This is a genomic window from Dysgonomonas sp. GY75, from assembly GCF_015234155.1.
Lineage (GTDB): Bacteria > Bacteroidota > Bacteroidia > Bacteroidales > Dysgonomonadaceae > Dysgonomonas > Dysgonomonas gadei.
In genome coordinates, this window is sequence record NZ_JADCLQ010000012.1 from 609,410 (window position 1) to 625,550 (window position 16,141).

15 protein-coding genes are annotated in these 16,141 nt (G+C 31.1%); all 15 read right to left on the reverse strand.

The genetic code is table 11. The annotated features are described in order from the left end of the window. Positions 1-107: 107 nt before the first annotated feature. Positions 108-1,034, reverse strand: a complete 927-nt coding sequence (locus IR083_RS08040; protein ID WP_083820945.1) for an acyltransferase family protein — start codon at positions 1,032-1,034, stop codon at positions 108-110. A gap of 191 nt (positions 1,035-1,225) precedes the next feature. After that, positions 1,226-1,711: a glycosyltransferase gene (locus tag IR083_RS08045; protein ID WP_006798712.1), complete on the reverse strand. Its 486-nt coding sequence runs from the start codon at positions 1,709-1,711 to the stop codon at positions 1,226-1,228. Further along, positions 1,708-2,151 (reverse strand): hypothetical protein, encoded by a 444-nt coding sequence (locus IR083_RS08050; RefSeq protein ID WP_006798713.1) that lies wholly within the window; start codon positions 2,149-2,151, stop codon positions 1,708-1,710. The genes IR083_RS08045 and IR083_RS08050 overlap by 4 nt, the downstream gene beginning before the upstream one ends. An 11-nt stretch (positions 2,152-2,162) precedes the next feature. After that, positions 2,163-2,999 carry a polysaccharide pyruvyl transferase family protein gene (locus IR083_RS08055; RefSeq protein ID WP_006798714.1) on the reverse strand — a complete coding sequence of 279 codons (837 nt, stop codon included), beginning with the start codon at positions 2,997-2,999 and terminating at the stop codon, positions 2,163-2,165. A 22-nt stretch (positions 3,000-3,021) separates the two neighbouring features. Continuing rightward, positions 3,022-4,005: a hypothetical protein gene (locus IR083_RS08060; protein ID WP_006798715.1), complete on the reverse strand. Its 984-nt coding sequence runs from the start codon at positions 4,003-4,005 to the stop codon at positions 3,022-3,024. Positions 4,006-4,017: 12 nt separating this feature from the next. Then, positions 4,018-4,611 (reverse strand): acyltransferase, encoded by a 594-nt coding sequence (locus tag IR083_RS24890; RefSeq protein ID WP_006798716.1) that lies wholly within the window; start codon positions 4,609-4,611, stop codon positions 4,018-4,020. Positions 4,612-4,622: 11 nt separating this feature from the next. After that, positions 4,623-5,537 carry a glycosyltransferase family 2 protein gene (locus tag IR083_RS08070; RefSeq protein WP_006798717.1) on the reverse strand — a complete coding sequence of 305 codons (915 nt, stop codon included), beginning with the start codon at positions 5,535-5,537 and terminating at the stop codon, positions 4,623-4,625. Between the two features lies 1 nt (position 5,538). Then, positions 5,539-6,711, reverse strand: coding sequence for a hypothetical protein (locus IR083_RS08075; protein ID WP_194223907.1), 1,173 nt, complete (start codon positions 6,709-6,711; stop codon positions 5,539-5,541). Beyond that, on the reverse strand, positions 6,708-7,835 hold the full coding sequence (locus IR083_RS08080; RefSeq protein ID WP_194223908.1) for a polysaccharide pyruvyl transferase family protein: 1,128 nt from the start codon (positions 7,833-7,835) through the stop codon (positions 6,708-6,710). Before IR083_RS08080 ends, IR083_RS08075 begins: the two co-directional genes overlap by 4 nt. 30 nt (positions 7,836-7,865) lie before the next feature. Next, the gene (locus IR083_RS08085; protein ID WP_006798720.1) at positions 7,866-9,035 is read right to left on the reverse strand and encodes a polysaccharide pyruvyl transferase family protein; all 1,170 of its coding nucleotides are present in this window, start codon (positions 9,033-9,035) and stop codon (positions 7,866-7,868) included. Positions 9,036-9,037: 2 nt separating this feature from the next. Beyond that, positions 9,038-10,012 (reverse strand): nitroreductase family protein, encoded by a 975-nt coding sequence (locus tag IR083_RS08090; protein ID WP_006798721.1) that lies wholly within the window; start codon positions 10,010-10,012, stop codon positions 9,038-9,040. Between the two features lie 104 nt (positions 10,013-10,116). Further along, a complete protein-coding gene (locus IR083_RS08095; RefSeq protein ID WP_006798722.1) occupies positions 10,117-11,655 on the reverse strand; it encodes a lipopolysaccharide biosynthesis protein in 1,539 nt (512 codons plus the stop codon). A gap of 127 nt (positions 11,656-11,782) precedes the next feature. Continuing rightward, positions 11,783-12,850, reverse strand: coding sequence for a Wzz/FepE/Etk N-terminal domain-containing protein (locus tag IR083_RS08100; RefSeq protein WP_006798723.1), 1,068 nt, complete (start codon positions 12,848-12,850; stop codon positions 11,783-11,785). A gap of 4 nt (positions 12,851-12,854) precedes the next feature. Further along, positions 12,855-15,227 (reverse strand): SLBB domain-containing protein, encoded by a 2,373-nt coding sequence (locus IR083_RS08105; protein WP_194223909.1) that lies wholly within the window; start codon positions 15,225-15,227, stop codon positions 12,855-12,857. 302 nt (positions 15,228-15,529) lie between these two features. Continuing rightward, positions 15,530-16,126 (reverse strand): D-sedoheptulose 7-phosphate isomerase, encoded by a 597-nt coding sequence (locus tag IR083_RS08110; RefSeq protein ID WP_194223910.1) that lies wholly within the window; start codon positions 16,124-16,126, stop codon positions 15,530-15,532. Positions 16,127-16,141 lie beyond the last annotated feature (15 nt).

Sequence of the window (16,141 nt, forward strand, 5' to 3'; positions counted from 1 at the left end):
TTGTTAAAACAAATTAGTGTACTATTAAGTTTAATCTTTCCATTTTTAATAATAGAGATACAACAATTCCTACAATTAAAGTAAGATTTTACATGTCAGCATTATTTTTATCGACCTCCAGTTATTATATTAGTGAAACGAGGTATTATTTTTTTCAGCAAAAAATAAACTAATAGAGATAATGCTATTATAAATAAAGTCGGTATAAAATATATAAAAAGAAATTCTAATTCACTCGCAGGTTTTATATAAACAAATAAAAAACGCCTTAAAAAATCCAACCAAGGCTCATGAAATGCAAATAAAAAGAAACTAGCACTAGATAAAAAAACTGATATATGTAGTTTATTATTCTTTATACCAAAAGCAACTATATTAAAAAGAAGAATTAAACCAACCAAAATTCCTGCATTATGAATAAGTGTGTTCTTTGTTATCAAATCCAACATTGCTAGAATCGAATATAATATTGCAGTAGGGTAATAAAACCTATTAAATACTTTTAAAAAGTTAAGGTTATTAATACTAAAATATGCACCAAAACTAAAAAAGAATAAGCAGGCACTATTTAATCCTACAATACTATAAAATTTAAAAAACCAAATAATGCACAAAAGAAGAATACCATAAATTTTTAAATACTTAACAAGCAAGTATACCAATGGAGATAAGATTACTATAACTATTAAATCGCGAATAAACCAAAAGGTGAATAAAAAAGGAGCCTTTGTTGGACTATTATCCATAGACCAAAAAGCTTTAAAAAAATCAATTATAGTATAATCTTTTATTAGTAAATTATTTCCTGAGAAAAAACTGGACAATTGAGGTGTATTCTGGGCAATAAAATACAATAAGAGTACCAACGCATTCCAAAAAATATATGGAATAAGCAAAGTTTTACTTCTTTTTTTTAATTTATCTACATAAATGTGTAGATTCCAATTTTTATTTATTTTATAAAAAAATAAAAAACCGGATGTAAAAAAAACAAAGGGACTGCTATTCTTGCTATGACTTGAGATATTAAATATCTTATAGAATCATATACAGGGTATACCATTTCAGGGGCGGAGCCCCCTCCTTGAGCTGTTGTTGAGGCTGAATATGCGTGGATAAAAACCACTGCGACTATTAAAGGAAATCTCAGAAAACTTATTGTTTTAGACTGAAGTTCATTGTAATCCATATTGAAATCAAGGTTTATATATAATCAAGATAGAAACTATTTACTTTTTAGAAAGTCTGAAATTGATTTGATCAAGCTATCTGAAGCATACTTACCAATACGATGTAAGGGTTTAATCTCATCTCTTTGCAATAGTTCCATAAGCACATTAACTAAATTAATCTCATTGTCAACTACATATACATAACCCATCTCTTTTAGCATTGCAGCTGTTGCTAATTGATGCTCATTTCGATGCTCTCCCAAGCGTGCAATTCTAGGCATAATAATTACAGGTTTATTATGAGTTAATGCTGTAATTACCGTCCCCATACCAGCATGACTTACTATCAAGCGTGCTTTAAAAAAAAGTTTATCAAACTCACTAGGTGATAGAAAGTCACAAACCTCCACATTTTTCACTTTATAGCTGGACTCAAATGCTTGTACGACAATTTGTTCTTCTACTACTGCAGCCAGTTCATCTATGGCTTTTATCAGCCGATCAAATGGCTCTTGCGTTCCTACTGTTACAAAAATCATGATATTACATTTCCTGCATATATTACCTTCTTAGACGCTAAATGAGGCCATTGAGTATAGACTCTATCAGCAAAGACAGATGCAATTTTTCCACTTAAAGATAATTTTTCAACATTTGCAATACTATCGACCCAAATAGTTTTACAAGAACATAAGGCTCCAACAATAATTACTATTAAACCAGGTGCAGCTCCTGTTGTCAATATTACATCTGGCTTTTCAGAGGCTACTATCCGCCATACTTCTCTTAAGCTCCTTATTATATCAATTTTATTCTTTCTACTAAAATCTCGAATTGCATAAAAACGACTTTCAGGCACAAACTCGGAAAAGCTATCCCTTGTTGAAATGAAAACTAATTCAGAATAATCAAAAGCAGGCTTCAATCTTAATAATTGGAGCCAATGACCACCTGCTGAAGCTACTGCTAATACTTTCAATGTTATATTTTTTATTTAAAAGGAAATGCTGAATAGATTTCTTTTTGTTTAATATCAATCATCTCTCTTGTGATTTTATACTGATCAATGATATTATTAAGAGTCGGTATATTGCTCGCGTTTATATTTAGAGGATTGGGTTTTAATCCAAATGCAGAATAATAGTCATGAAATTTAAAACCATCTCCCTTTAAATTATCAGTTACAGTAATCCACTGATTAGGAATATTAAAACTGTCAGCAACAACCAACCCATGTAAACTGCTTGAAATAATATATTCACATTGAGCAATTTGTTTTATTACAGTCATTGGATCATCTCTAAGATTTATGAATATAGAATCTTTGAATGAATCTTTAAGCTGTTGAAAAACAAGCTCATTTTGTTCTTTAAAATGAGCAATAACACCAACCTGGTATTTTTTTTGCTCAGGTTTATCCAGTAAGTAAGGTGTGATTAATCCTCCATCTCCAGTTACAATATCTAATTCCTTTCCAAGAATTGATTCAACTCGTTTTTTTGTTAAAGTTCCTCTTACTGAATGAAAATTCATCTCTCTTATAAACTCTTTATCGTTGCGTTGATTAAAGATAAATCCCGTACACCATACATTAACAGGGTAAGATACAAACTTTGCTCTAAGCTCTGAGTATAATGAATAGTATTTCGGATATATATATGTGTCTTTAAGAAAACAATCCATACCACTACCAATTACGCTCAATTCACATGTAGAAACAGATTCCTTTTTGAAATCATTCCCAAACACTTTGCTTATAAGCAATTCATTCAATAAATCCCCCATATTCGGGAGTTTTGCATAGTATACCTTTAATTTTTTTTTCATAAATATATAGTCTTTTTTATTTTTAATATAATTTATTTTTTAAGAAATTTGAAAAATTACCCCATGTATTTTTTTTACAATATAATTCTATCTTTGTCTTATAATCTGGTAAAGTACTATTTTCTTCTAAATATTTAATAACATCTCCAAAATCATGATATGCCAATATTATACCTTGAGCAGCCATTTCCTTAAAAGCTCCCACATTAGGCCCAACAATAAGAGAGCCTTTAGGAAGAGAAGTGATTAATGCGCCTGAATTAAATACGCTCTTTCCTGTATAAGGAAAGAAAACTAATCTTGCTTCAAGATGAAGTTTGTCTAGTTCTTCACTTTCAATATATTTGTTTGATATGCTTATATTGGATCCAATATATCTTTCACAAAAGAAATTGAAATATTCTTCACTTTCAAACTTTCCTATTATTTTAATTTTCAACCGATTGAGCATTCTTTTCTCAGATAAAAATTCTAAAAACTCTTCAATTCCTTTACTTTTTCTTATATTCCCCCATATTAGAATATCATATTTTTTACCAGTTGTAATTTCAGGCTGCATCATTGAAAAAACAGGATGAGGAAAAAGAAGTACCCGATCATCGCTTATGTCCAATTTTAGAGCTTGATAACTCTCAGTTGTATGTAATATAACAAAGTCTGATTTTTTTGCCATAAAAGAAATCAAGAACTTTCCAACTTTTTCATTAGAACCATGAGGCTGAAGGTTATGATGTGTCCAAATAATCTTTTTACCAAATAATTTTATCAGATAAAATAAAAAAATGAAAATTACAGCTTTTATAAAAGAACTATTTTCTATCCAATTAAAGTAAAAAAAGTCAGTCCTAAATATATTTATAGGAATATCGTACCAAGACAATTTCTGTCCATAGTTGACAATATTAAAATTTTGTTGGAGACTTACTGTCAAATTATAAGTATATGGGTTTTTCTCTTTGAGAGTTTCTATATCTCTCATCGGGAATAGATAAATTCTTTTCTTCATTTAAAACCAACTTTATACAGTCATATACGGAAAATAATGTAAATCATATAATAACTTGGATTTCCTTGTGCCTATTACCTTTGCTGGAATACCTCCAACTATACTATAAGCCGGAACATCCTTTGTCACTACAGCACCACAAGCAACAACAGCACCTCTTCCTATTGTAACACCAGGCAAAATAATAACACGGGAGGCTACCCATACATGATCCTCAATAATAACATCCCCTCTCTTTAGTTTATGGTAATCGGAATGAGGGTCATGTTCAAGAGTAAAAATCCATGTTCCTCTGGCAATATCTACATTATCATTTATAATTATTTGTCCTTGCCTACCATCTAAAAGGCAATCGGGATTTATAATGCAATTATTTCCCACAACAATCTTATTTTTCTTAAAATCTTTATTCAATAATTTAAGATTTGGTGCAATATAAGATTTCTTTCCTAGTGTTAAATAGCACCTAATTATTGGCTTTCTCAACACAAAAAAAGGAATTTTACTAAAAAAAATATTAAATATATAAAGGCGTAAAGCTTTTATAAATCGCCCTATTTCCTTAGCAATAATTATAAAACAATTCGGATTTTCTCTTTTTGACATTTTAACCTCAATTACTTTATAATGAATGATACTAAAAACTTAATAATTGGATATGGTATATACAATATATACTTTTTTAGTCCGATATCTGATGTTCTAGTCCTTTTTATATATTTATCTATTATTTTTTTATCCAATTTATATTTATCTAAAATAGGAATCATTAAATATCTTAATGCCAACCCATTAATATACTTATTAAAAATGCTATCTTCAGAAGCAAACTCGTCATACTTCCCTTCTAGAACTTGGTACTGAATAGTTTTTTTAAATGGATGAACACGCTCCATGGCTCGATTTTCCGAATCATTCCTATAATATATAAGATATCTATTATAAAATGCCACTTTATTATAGAATGTAAATCTAATAATAAAATCCATATCTTCTCCAAAAGAAAGAGTTTCATCAAACAATCCTATCTCTATTGACTTTTCTTTGTTAACAATTGTGCTTGATAAGAAGAATAAAGGCCCCATTGAAGATGCATATTTATAATAAGGTAATAAATATCCCATAAAGTCTGCATTTAATCTGCATTTTTTTCGAACAATATCGCCTGATTTATTAATTATATATCTATTAGCCCCATACATTTGGGCATCAGAGTACTTCTCCATAAAGAGAACCATCTCATGCAAATAATTTTTCTCCCAGATATCATCTCCGTCTAAAAATGCAATCCATTCATATTTAGCCTCTCTTATTCCTACATTTCGAGCGTGAGAAACACCTCCATTTTCAGTTGAAATAATTCGAATACGATCATCCTGTATTTGAGATAATCTCTCCAAACTCTTATCTGTAGATCCATCATTTACTACAACTATTTCAAATTGAGCATATTCCTGATTGAGTACTGATTTTACTGTTTTTACAATGCTATCTTCCTTATTATACAGAGGTATTACAACAGAATAATTCATTTCATCTATTTATTTCTAAAGACTTTACTCTACTCTTATCAATTAAATATAGAACAATAGCTTGTACGCCAAATAATCCTATTCTAAATATCTCAGCACTAGTGAAAGAGACCATAACTAAATACAAAAAGTACATAACTAAATAAAATTTCTCTTTAGGTACAGATGTGAATATTGCTTTTACAGAATACCATAAAATAGCTATTACAATAACTCCTCCTGCAACAATCCATAGTCCTAACAAACCCAAATCCATCCAAAATAGATTGCTTTGCTCTTGAATAAGCATATGCTCTTGCCCATATGTACTATCTCCATTAGGCAATCCATTACCCAATATATATGCTCCGATATTAGGTGTAAATTCATAAAAGAAATAAGAAAACTGGATAAATCTGATTGAATCTTGTCCTCTATCAATATCAGACTCCGATCTAAGAATCATTTCTTCTAAAATATTATATATAAATGGAATTTGCACTAAAACTATTATTAGAAAAATTCCAATAGCGGAAATCTTCATTATAGATTTAAGTGAAAATTTATTTATTCTAAAAAAGATCAAACCAGAACAAAACAAAATAGTTAAAGGCAATAATCTAAAGCCTCCAAGTATCAAAACGCAAAAAAAGGCTAATGCCATTACTAGGTTGATTAATCTCTTCTTTATGAAGAATTGATTCACTTGCATAAGAATAGCTAATCCCAAAAAGCCATTACCTAATAAACGTATTCTTAAAGTACCTCTATCTTCATATATTTTAGTTTCAAATATTTCTAACGGATAGACAGACATTTGGATTAAATAAAATATCGAAAATACTATGGCAAAAAATATGATAAGTCGTTCAACATATTTTTCGGAAACTTCATTTTTAGATAAATAAAAATATAATAATATGAATGTATAATTTTTGAATGCTAAAAATGTCATCCAGAAAGATTGTCCATGATTAATATATGCAGATAATATATTAGTAAAAATGCCTATTAAAAATAATATTACACAATTTTTAAAATATATATCCTTTTTTGAATATGAAGATAAAAGACAATATCCCATAATCATCCACGAGAATATATAACCTAAATACATAAGAGGCTTGGGAACAAGAAAAAACCCCCAAAACTCAACAGAGCATATAATTAGAATAAATAAAAGGACTTTCTTCATTTCAAAATTTCATTCCTCAGAAATCGTCTTGATTTATATTTCAATTCGTTCAATCTCAAGTTTACATCATTATAGTCTATTAAATCTGATATACGATGTATATCATATGAGTCTTCAATATAACGTTCTTCTATTCCAACCGCTGCTAAAATACTTTTTGTTCTGGTACCAAACTTCTTTGGAGCAATAGCAACAAATTGCTTATTCAGATTAATAGAAAAGGCCGCCCCATGGAAAGAACAGGCAACTATAAACTCAGCATTATTAAATAAATGAATAAAATCAAGTGCTGTTATAGTAGAAAAGTTATATACTTTATCTGCTTTTTGTAAGAATGAAAGACCATAACTTAACAAATAGATTTTTAGATTCTTCTTTTCTGCAATTTCCTGAGCTATTTTAAAAATACGAGGCATAGAATCTAGATGCACGGAATATATCAAGAGATATGGCTCTTTCTGAGAATTATGATTTTTATTCTTACTAAAATCAATCCAATCTTCCTTATCCAAAAGAAATGTCGGATCCAACACATGCGTTCCTGTTAATCCAAGGTCTTCAATAATTTTTAATCCTGAATCTTCTCTTACTGAAATGGAGTCATATTTTGATAAATAATTAAAGATAATTTCTTTTTCTTCCAACTCCAGTTTCGATTTGCCAAAACTTGCAGCATAAGAAATTTTCTTTTTCCCTTCAGTAGCAAAAGCGAGAAAAAGACTTGGATCAATTCCTGCATTATATGAAGTATTCCAAACCTGATCACTTCCTGTCATATATATATCAGCTGCAACCTTATTAAGGTTAAAATCTTCTATATTATGATACTTATATTTAGTTAATGGAATATATTCTTTCAAGAAAGAATCAACTTTCTTATCATTGAAATAAGAGATTATAATTCTCAGGCAAATAACAATAAAAGCCTTTATTTTATTTGTTTTTTTATTATTAGTTGATGCAATTATATTTTGCCTCAGTCCTTTGGGTGTCAATCGCGGTTGTATATAATCAACAACTTCAACTTCTGCATTATTTAATTGCAAAAACCGAACTGTGGCATAAGTCTGTAATAATGAACCAAAATTATGAACTCTATGTAGGGTTATTAAAGACACTTTCATTGTTTATTATTATATATTTTTTAATAAAATCTATTCATTCAATGCTTCTTTCAAAAAGGAAAATGATTTTCTTCGTTCTTGTTCGAGTTTTATATTTACATTTTGATAATCTAATTCAATATCTTTCAATTTTGGTAAAGGAGAATCATTATCAATGATCCTATTTTCTAATCCTAAAATTGAGAGAAGGCTTTCTATTCTTGAACCATTACTCTGATGTATACTCGTATTTAAAATAGAAAAAAATGGCTTTTGGAAATTTATAGAAAATGCGACACCATGAAAAGAACTAGTTGCAACAATTGCAGCTTGACTGAAGATGCTTACAAATTCTTTAGGACCTAAATTCCATATTACTTTTACATTTTCTAAAGAAAGATCTTCAACTGTCATTCCTATTTTTATAATTTGATAACCAGTTATCGATTGCAGATAATATGCAAGGTCTATAGTTCTCTTGCTATATCCTATCGTATATAATAAAATGAATGGCTCTTTCTTCTTCACATCTGGCAGATAACTTAGCCATTCATCTCCCGTTAATAATAGAGTGGGGTCTAAGACAACATGTGCATCCCTGCTGCTTATTTGTTTTATAATTTTCGCGCCATGTTCTTCTCTCACAGATAAAAAATCTATTGAATTTATCCATAAATTATACTTAGAAACCAAATCCAAAGGTAATTCTGAAATACCAAAACTAGGCGCATAGGATATTCGTTTAGAATCAGGATTGGTAAAAGTTAAAAAATAAGGCTCTGGATGAAATGGCATCTTGGGATTCCAGACTTGATCACTCCCTGTCACATATACATCATATTTAGGAGGGTTTTTATATAGTTCATCTCCATTATGATAAATTTTTTTCGAAAACTTCATTTCTTGTTCATCGAAAGTTTTAAATATTCTATTCCGAACTTTATTTAATTCTGACAATTTTTTCTGTTTAGTAAAGAAAAATAAAACTTTTTTCAATAATTGTTTGAAGTATATTATCGTTACTTTTTCATTTGCTGAAACATTACTATATAAAGGATTAAATCTACGAGTATCTACAAAATCTTTATGAACCGGCCTAAGTAAATCTATTATCTCACAATCGAATCCTTCTCTTTCAATTACAGTTTTTAGCGCAAACGCCTGAAGAGACGCTCCATAATTTATGGCTCTATGTATAGTTATAAGTCCAACTTTTTTCATTCTCACACTATTAGTTTAGTAACATTCAAACCGTCAAATCTTGGTGATTTTGCAACGTTAAATTCATCTGGTAAGTAACCACATGACATAACAAGGGTTATAACTTCCCGTTCGGGTACATTCAACAACCTCCTCATCTTTCCATCACGATCTTTACTTACACTCCAATTTAACGCACAAGAACCTATTTCATAATAATGAAGAGCATATGCAAAAGTCATAGCAAACATGCCTGAATTTAAATACGATTCGTTTCTTTCAAATGCACTCTGAAATACTGAAACATCTGAGGTAAACACAACCAAAGCGTTAGCCAAGTCTCCAAATCCCCTATTACCATTCTGTAGAGATAGGGCTTGTTTGATTATCTCTTTATTCTTTATAATGTAAATTCTGTTAGGTTGCCGATTACATGCTGATGGTGATTTTTGTGCAAGATTTACGCAATCTTGTAATATATCTATTGGAATATCTTTTGACGAATAATTCCTTACTGTATATCTCGATTCACAAAACTGTTTAAAATCGGCATGTTTATATTTTATAAAATCGGATTTTCTAAAGATTAATTGTTCTGATTTTTGGAATATGTCTACTTTAATAGAGAGAGACTGTATTTTATCTAATAAAACCTGCTCCAAATTATAATTATGCTGCCGATGAAAATCTACATATTCATTCAGTATCATAATTGAATGAGTAAATTCCATCTCACTACAGTTATAATTTCGATGTATATATAATTCGCATAAATCAATTAACGTATTTAGAGGTTTCGCACCAAACCCTAATCTTGTTTCAGGCATTGTAAGGCCCTTTTCAATGACATGATATGTCATAGTAAGCAATCCTTTTACTTTATTTTCATTTGATAATTTATTCAGAGAGTTAGAATATTTCATATATCTCCTTATGTCATACAAATATGCTGTTATAATCAAATAATAAGCGCGCAATTTTTGATATATTTTTTTCATTATTTTATATATTTACTTATTTATTATATCATTATTATTTATTCTATTTCGTACTAGATTTGGCTAAATAAGATCTGCATTCAGACAACAAGCTAGTATAAGTATTATTCTCTATTTATATTTAAAATGCTACGTAGTTTCTTTAATAAACCATTTAATGCTATTTTTTCTTCATCTTCCAATCCTGCAATATAAATGGTAATTATAAATATAAAACATGATAAAGAGAATGTCAATAAAAAACGAAAATCCCAATGAACATATTCTGTAATAAAAAAGCATACAACTAAAGATGAGAAAGCAGGAAGCATCGTTTTAAGAAAGACTTTTGCAACGAATTCTTTTATGGATAATCCTGCTAATTTTTCAAGAAAAAATATTCTAAAGAAACAGGCAATTGATTCAACACAGATAAAACTTATTAGAACAAAATAGGGTGGATAATCCAATTTAAGTAGTATATATGCGATTGGTAAATTTAACAATAATAAAGAGCCTACAACTGCCTGATAAACACGAATCTTCCCTGTAGCTTGCGCTGCTGATTGCAACCCGATTGTCCATTGTTTTACTAAAGTACCAATCAGCATTAATGAGCAAAAAGCAACAGTATGATCAGGTACTTTCTTCAACCAAATACCAAGTATAGCCGGCATTTCAAATATTGCAGGGATGGCTAATATTGCCAATAAGAAAAAACCATATTTACATGCAGACATGGATAGTTTTAACATTCGTTTCCTATCATTTTGTCCTTCACTCTTCATTATTTGAGGATTAATAGCACGAAGCATTGTCGCTGAGAAAAAATTAATTTGTCCAGCCAATTGATTAGCTATCCCATATGCAGCATTAATCACCGTTCCAAAGAAAAGATTCAATAAAACTGCCAATCCTTGATTTCTCCCCATACCACATAATACTCCAAATAGATTCCAACCTGCATATCCCGTTAATTCTTTCATTAACGGCTTATCATAACAATAGTGACGAATATCACACTCGTCATATTTTTTCAAACAATAAAAAGAATATATTAAGAAAGATATTAGACTGATAAACGCTGTTAAAACTCCAAATATGACTAGCTTATCAGAGTCTGAAATAAAAATTAGGGAAACCGCCACTCCCAATTTCAATAAGACTTCAATTATATTCACCACTGCAATCCAAAGCATATTCTCATGAGCGTTTAAGGATGCTGTAAACGGAACTGAAATTATTGTAAAGAAAACCGATATTACCATCATATGGTAAATAATCTTAGCTACATCTAATCTTTGGCTTGGAATATTTAATACTGAATCAAACAAAAAGGGACAGATAATTTCTAATAACAACACTATAATCAAACCAATTACAATATGAAGTATCCAGCTATTAGAAAATACTTTTTTCTGCATCAATAAGTTATTCGTTCCTTGATGATATGATAAATATCGTTGTGTTGAAACAGTCATCGCTGCATTTAAAAATGAAAGCATAGCTATAACGCCTGCAATTAGCGTATATATACCATAATCTATATCTCCCAATATGTCTAAAACTACACGTGTTGTATAAAAAGTTATGCCTGCTGTCACAAACATCTTCCCATATAAAATAGTTGTATTAAATACAACTTTCTGCGCAGCATTCCCCATATTAAAAGTATTTTTCTCTTTACTACAACTAATATAATATTTTTATCTTCTACTATTATCAATCTCCATTCTATATATTTTATACAGATGTAGGGAGAATTTAGTAATTCAAAGGATCAAATTCATTTCATTTTTTAGCAAAATCAAATAAATCATCTTTCAGTATCCATAAAACAGCACATGAGAATGCTAAAAACACAAAAATTGCCAGTACCATTTTCTTCGATAACCCTGAAGGTTCTATCGGCTGTACAACAGGCTGTATAATAGTAAAAACTGGAGTTTTGTCTTGTACTTTAACTTTTGCCATTTGGAGTTGTTGAGCCATCTGATTGTAGAGCGAATATGCTAGATTTGCTTCATTTTGTAACTGTTCTTGGGTTGTTTTGAATCTGGCTGAGACAACATTCATATTCCCATCAATAAAGACTGCTAAATTCTTTTGTGCTTGATAATAATTCTCTTTTGATTCTTTATAAAGCTTCTCTGCATATATTAAATCTTTCCGAGCTTTCTGAGTTCGATAATCAATAATATATCCTTGCATATAAGATGTTAAAGTGTCAGCAACAAATGCTGATATTTGAGAACTTTGCATTGTGACAGAAATAGACGTTAGACTTGTATTCTTATCTGATTTTATTTCTAATCGATCTCTTAGACTACCAATAACGACTATTTCGTCTTTAGAAATAAAAGTCTGATTATTAACACCAATAGAGTCTGACGGATTACTATCAGATGAAGAGAACATACCTGATAAAAAAGAAGGTAAACCTAAAATATAACTCCACCATGCTGTTTGCTGATGATTCTCAATATAATCATACAAGGTAGTGTTGACTCCTTCGTCTAAATCTTTTACATTAATATTATATAATCCTTGTATAAAAGGTGTAGATTGAATAATATTTGGATAAATATCTGTTGATATAACATCTGTAGTTCCATTCAAATCAATTCCCGCCAAAGCAGCCAAAGATCCCATCTTTCCACCAGAAGCTTCATTTGAAGCCGGAAGCAATAATACAGTTGTTGTAAATTCTTTAGGCTTACTGAGTGCTACAATTAATCCAAGGATTACACCTACACTTAACATCTTAAGTATAAATTTTTTATTCTTCCATAACTTACTAGCTAATTCCAATAAGTCGATCTCTTTGTCTTCAGTAATATTATTTTTTTTCTCTTCCATAGCTTTATTTAGTCAATGCATTAATCAATAAAGCCACAACCGACGCCATCGAAGTTATACTTGTACCAATACTAATAGTTTCTGCCAATGTCATTTTTTGTTTTTGCTCTTTGGTTGGGACTACTATTTCACAACCAGGTTGAATAGCATCTTTACTTGAACCTTTAACCTTTGCAACTGTTCCATTCATATAAACAATGTATGCTCTCTTCTTCTGAGCCACATCATTATAGCCTCCGGCCTGATCAATATAATATGAAACCTTTTCTCCTTTTTTGTAAAGTATAGTATTCGGGTACATCACGGCGCCATTAATTTTCACTGTATTATCATATTCCGGAATCATTAACCTGTCTCCGGGTTTTAAAACCAAATCAAATTCCGATCTAGGATACTTAAGAGCCATATCTAACTCTATCCCTATTGAATAGTATTTCTCCACATCCATCAATTCCGAAGATATAGAATCTGTTGATCCACTTTCAGATATCATTCTAATAGATTTTTTCTGACTGGCTATTTCCGCTTGTGATTTTTCTCTTACCAATTTTGCTCCTTGAGAATATGCATGTGGAGTTAAATTTCCAGATCGAGCTATTATGTCAGAGATCCGCTCGGTTTTCTCTTTAAGAGCATAAGTCCCAGGAAACAGCACTTCTCCCTGAAGTACTACATTACGTTGCTCAATATATCCCGGACTTCTACGCACATACACTTGATCATATGGCATCAAAGTAAAATTAGAAACTCCATCCGCAATTAAACCATCTTTTATGCTAAAAGTAAATGTTTCTGCAATCACAGATTGGCTTTCTGTACTCATGGGGTCTACTATTCTTCGGGCAACATCAACCTTAGCGGTAGATGCTGATCCTAATAATCCTCCAGCTCGGATTATAAGATCTTCAATTGTTGTATTATCTGCATATTTATATGAACCAGGATTTGCCACATTTCCATATATAGCAAAGTTACCTAAGTCCATAACAACAGCATTTGTGGCAACAAATAAGACATCATTTTTTCTCAATACTATATCGCTGACGGTACCTTTAAGAAGCGAACTTAAGTTAATTGATAAATTCTCTATTGTTAAATCAGCCTTTTCTCTTGTCAATATAGCCCTGCTTAAAAATGCATCATCTTTCAGTCCACCTGCTTTTTCTATCAAATCCTTGACTGTCTTTATATCTTTTCCGATCTCATAGTAGCCTGACCGATAAACAGCACCCTGAACCTCTACTCTGTTTTCATATAGATTTAACCCAGCATGAATTGTAATCTGGTCTCCATCGTCAAGAATAAAGTTTTTAAAGTTATCAGATGCTAATGTAAACACCTTATCGTAACCTCCAGTTTTCCTCACTAATCCAGCCTCATTCCGGTATGCATCACCTACAAAGCCACCAGAATACTTAATTAAATCGGCTAAAGTTTCCTGAGAAGTCATCTCATAAAACATCGGGCGCTTTACTTTCCCTGTTATTTCAACCAATGATATATATGGTGGGACAATAATAATATCTCCATCATTTAATCGTATATCTCCACTTGAATCGCCGTCTAATAAATATTTATAAATATCCACCGTTTTAATTAATTTTCCTTTACGATACAATTGAATCATTCTTAGTGATCCTATTTCATTTATACCTCCTGCATTATATAACGCATGAAAGACTGAAGATAATGAAGACATGGAATAAGTGCCTGGAACCGACACCTCACCCATTATATTTATTTGAATAGTTCTTATCTGCCCTAAAGTAAGTTTTATTTGTGAAGCACCCTCATAATCACCTATTCCAGAATAAAGACCGGAAAATTTCTGTTGAACATAATCGTTCGCTTCCTTAATTGTCATTCCACTTAAATAAACAGGTCCCAGTCGATCAACCCTGATACTTCCTTCCGGAGATATAGTCTGTCGCACAGATGCTTGTGATGCCCCCCAAATATCAATCACGACCTCGTCTCCAGGTCCGAGTTTATAATCTTCGGGGGTAGGAATATTAACATTCGGGGTAAAAGATAAATTTTTCTTATTAAATATATCTTTTCCAAATATTCTCTGTTTATTTTCTACTGTTGGCTGGTTGGCCATTGTTTCATCCAACACGTCAGTCCGCAATTTTGAATCATCATTAATAACCCCAGGAGAGACCACCTGCCGTTGTTGATTTTGCTGATCTTTTATCCTCTCCACCTGTCCTTGCGTCACACCTCTTTTTAACAACTCGGCAGCTATTGATTGCTGAGATGTCCCCTTATCCATTTCAGACTTGACATAGCTGATCACCTGATCATCTGACATTTGAGCAAAAAGGGAACAAATCGAAATTAAAAAAGTAAATAAATAAAGAATAAGTCTTTTCATATATTTGAGTTAATTTTTCCGGGAATTTATGATTCTCTAATTGAGTAATATAACTTATTGCTGTTTCTTTTATTTTGTATAAGGTATTCTCTGCCGAAAAACCACAGAGGTATTTTATCTTCATTAAATAAACACATAGCTCATAAAATCAAATAGTTGCAACGGTCACATCAGCCGTACTATTCTCCTTCTTTTTTTAGCGCTACAAATGTAGACATTTTTTAGCTGAAAACAAGCGTATTATCAACAAACATTTTGTCTTTTATCTAACCATCATAAAATGCAATGTAATGATAAAACAGTTATTCTTTATTCAAATATCCGAATAATTCTTCCTCCACAATACAGCATATTGTATGCCCGATAAGGATATGAGATTCTTGTATACGTGGAGTCTCATCAGATGGAACTTTTATGGATATATCACAAATATCCGCAACACGGCCTCCTCCTTTTCCTGTAAAGACAATCGTCTTAACTCCTTTATCCTTGCATGCAATCAGAGCTCTATGTATATTCTCGGAATTACCGGAAGTAGTGATCCCTATAAAAACATCTCCAGCCTGGCCATGAGCTTGAACCTGACGTTCAAACAGCCGGTCAAAACCATAATCGTTACCTATAGCTGTCAGAATAGACGTATCTGTAGACAACGCAATAGACGGAATACCAGGCCGGTCAAAATAAAATCGACTAACAAATTCTCCAGCAATATGCTGAGCGTCGGCTGCACTCCCACCATTACCGGCCAGCAAGGTCTTAAATCCCTTCCGATAAGCCTCTGTAACCATTTCCGCTGCATCCTGAATATTCTTCAACAAAGCAACATCAGTCAATATTGCTTCTTTCACAGAAATCGACTTCTCTATCTGGTTCTTAATTATACTTTCAGTATTCATAATCCATATTTCTTT

Bases quoted from the DNA above. Each gene is read 5' to 3' on its own strand.
- IR083_RS08045 (WP_006798712.1), bottom strand. From the start codon at position 1,711: ATGATTTTTGTAACAGTAGGAACGCAAGAGCCATTTGATCGGCTGATA.
- IR083_RS08055 (WP_006798714.1), bottom strand. From the start codon at position 2,999: ATGAAAAAAAAATTAAAGGTATACTATGCAAAACTCCCGAATATGGGG.
- IR083_RS08060 (WP_006798715.1), bottom strand. From the start codon at position 4,005: ATGAAGAAAAGAATTTATCTATTCCCGATGAGAGATATAGAAACTCTC.
- IR083_RS24890 (WP_006798716.1), bottom strand. From the start codon at position 4,611: ATGTCAAAAAGAGAAAATCCGAATTGTTTTATAATTATTGCTAAGGAA.
- IR083_RS08070 (WP_006798717.1), bottom strand. From the start codon at position 5,537: ATGAATTATTCTGTTGTAATACCTCTGTATAATAAGGAAGATAGCATT.
- IR083_RS08075 (WP_194223907.1), bottom strand. From the start codon at position 6,711: ATGAAGAAAGTCCTTTTATTTATTCTAATTATATGCTCTGTTGAGTTT.
- IR083_RS08080 (WP_194223908.1), bottom strand. From the start codon at position 7,835: ATGAAAGTGTCTTTAATAACCCTACATAGAGTTCATAATTTTGGTTCA.
- IR083_RS08085 (WP_006798720.1), bottom strand. From the start codon at position 9,035: ATGAAAAAAGTTGGACTTATAACTATACATAGAGCCATAAATTATGGA.
- IR083_RS08090 (WP_006798721.1), bottom strand. From the start codon at position 10,012: ATGAAAAAAATATATCAAAAATTGCGCGCTTATTATTTGATTATAACA.
- IR083_RS08095 (WP_006798722.1), bottom strand. From the start codon at position 11,655: ATGGGGAATGCTGCGCAGAAAGTTGTATTTAATACAACTATTTTATAT.
- IR083_RS08100 (WP_006798723.1), bottom strand. From the start codon at position 12,850: ATGGAAGAGAAAAAAAATAATATTACTGAAGACAAAGAGATCGACTTA.
- IR083_RS08105 (WP_194223909.1), bottom strand. From the start codon at position 15,227: ATGAAAAGACTTATTCTTTATTTATTTACTTTTTTAATTTCGATTTGT.
- IR083_RS08110 (WP_194223910.1), bottom strand. From the start codon at position 16,126: ATGAATACTGAAAGTATAATTAAGAACCAGATAGAGAAGTCGATTTCT.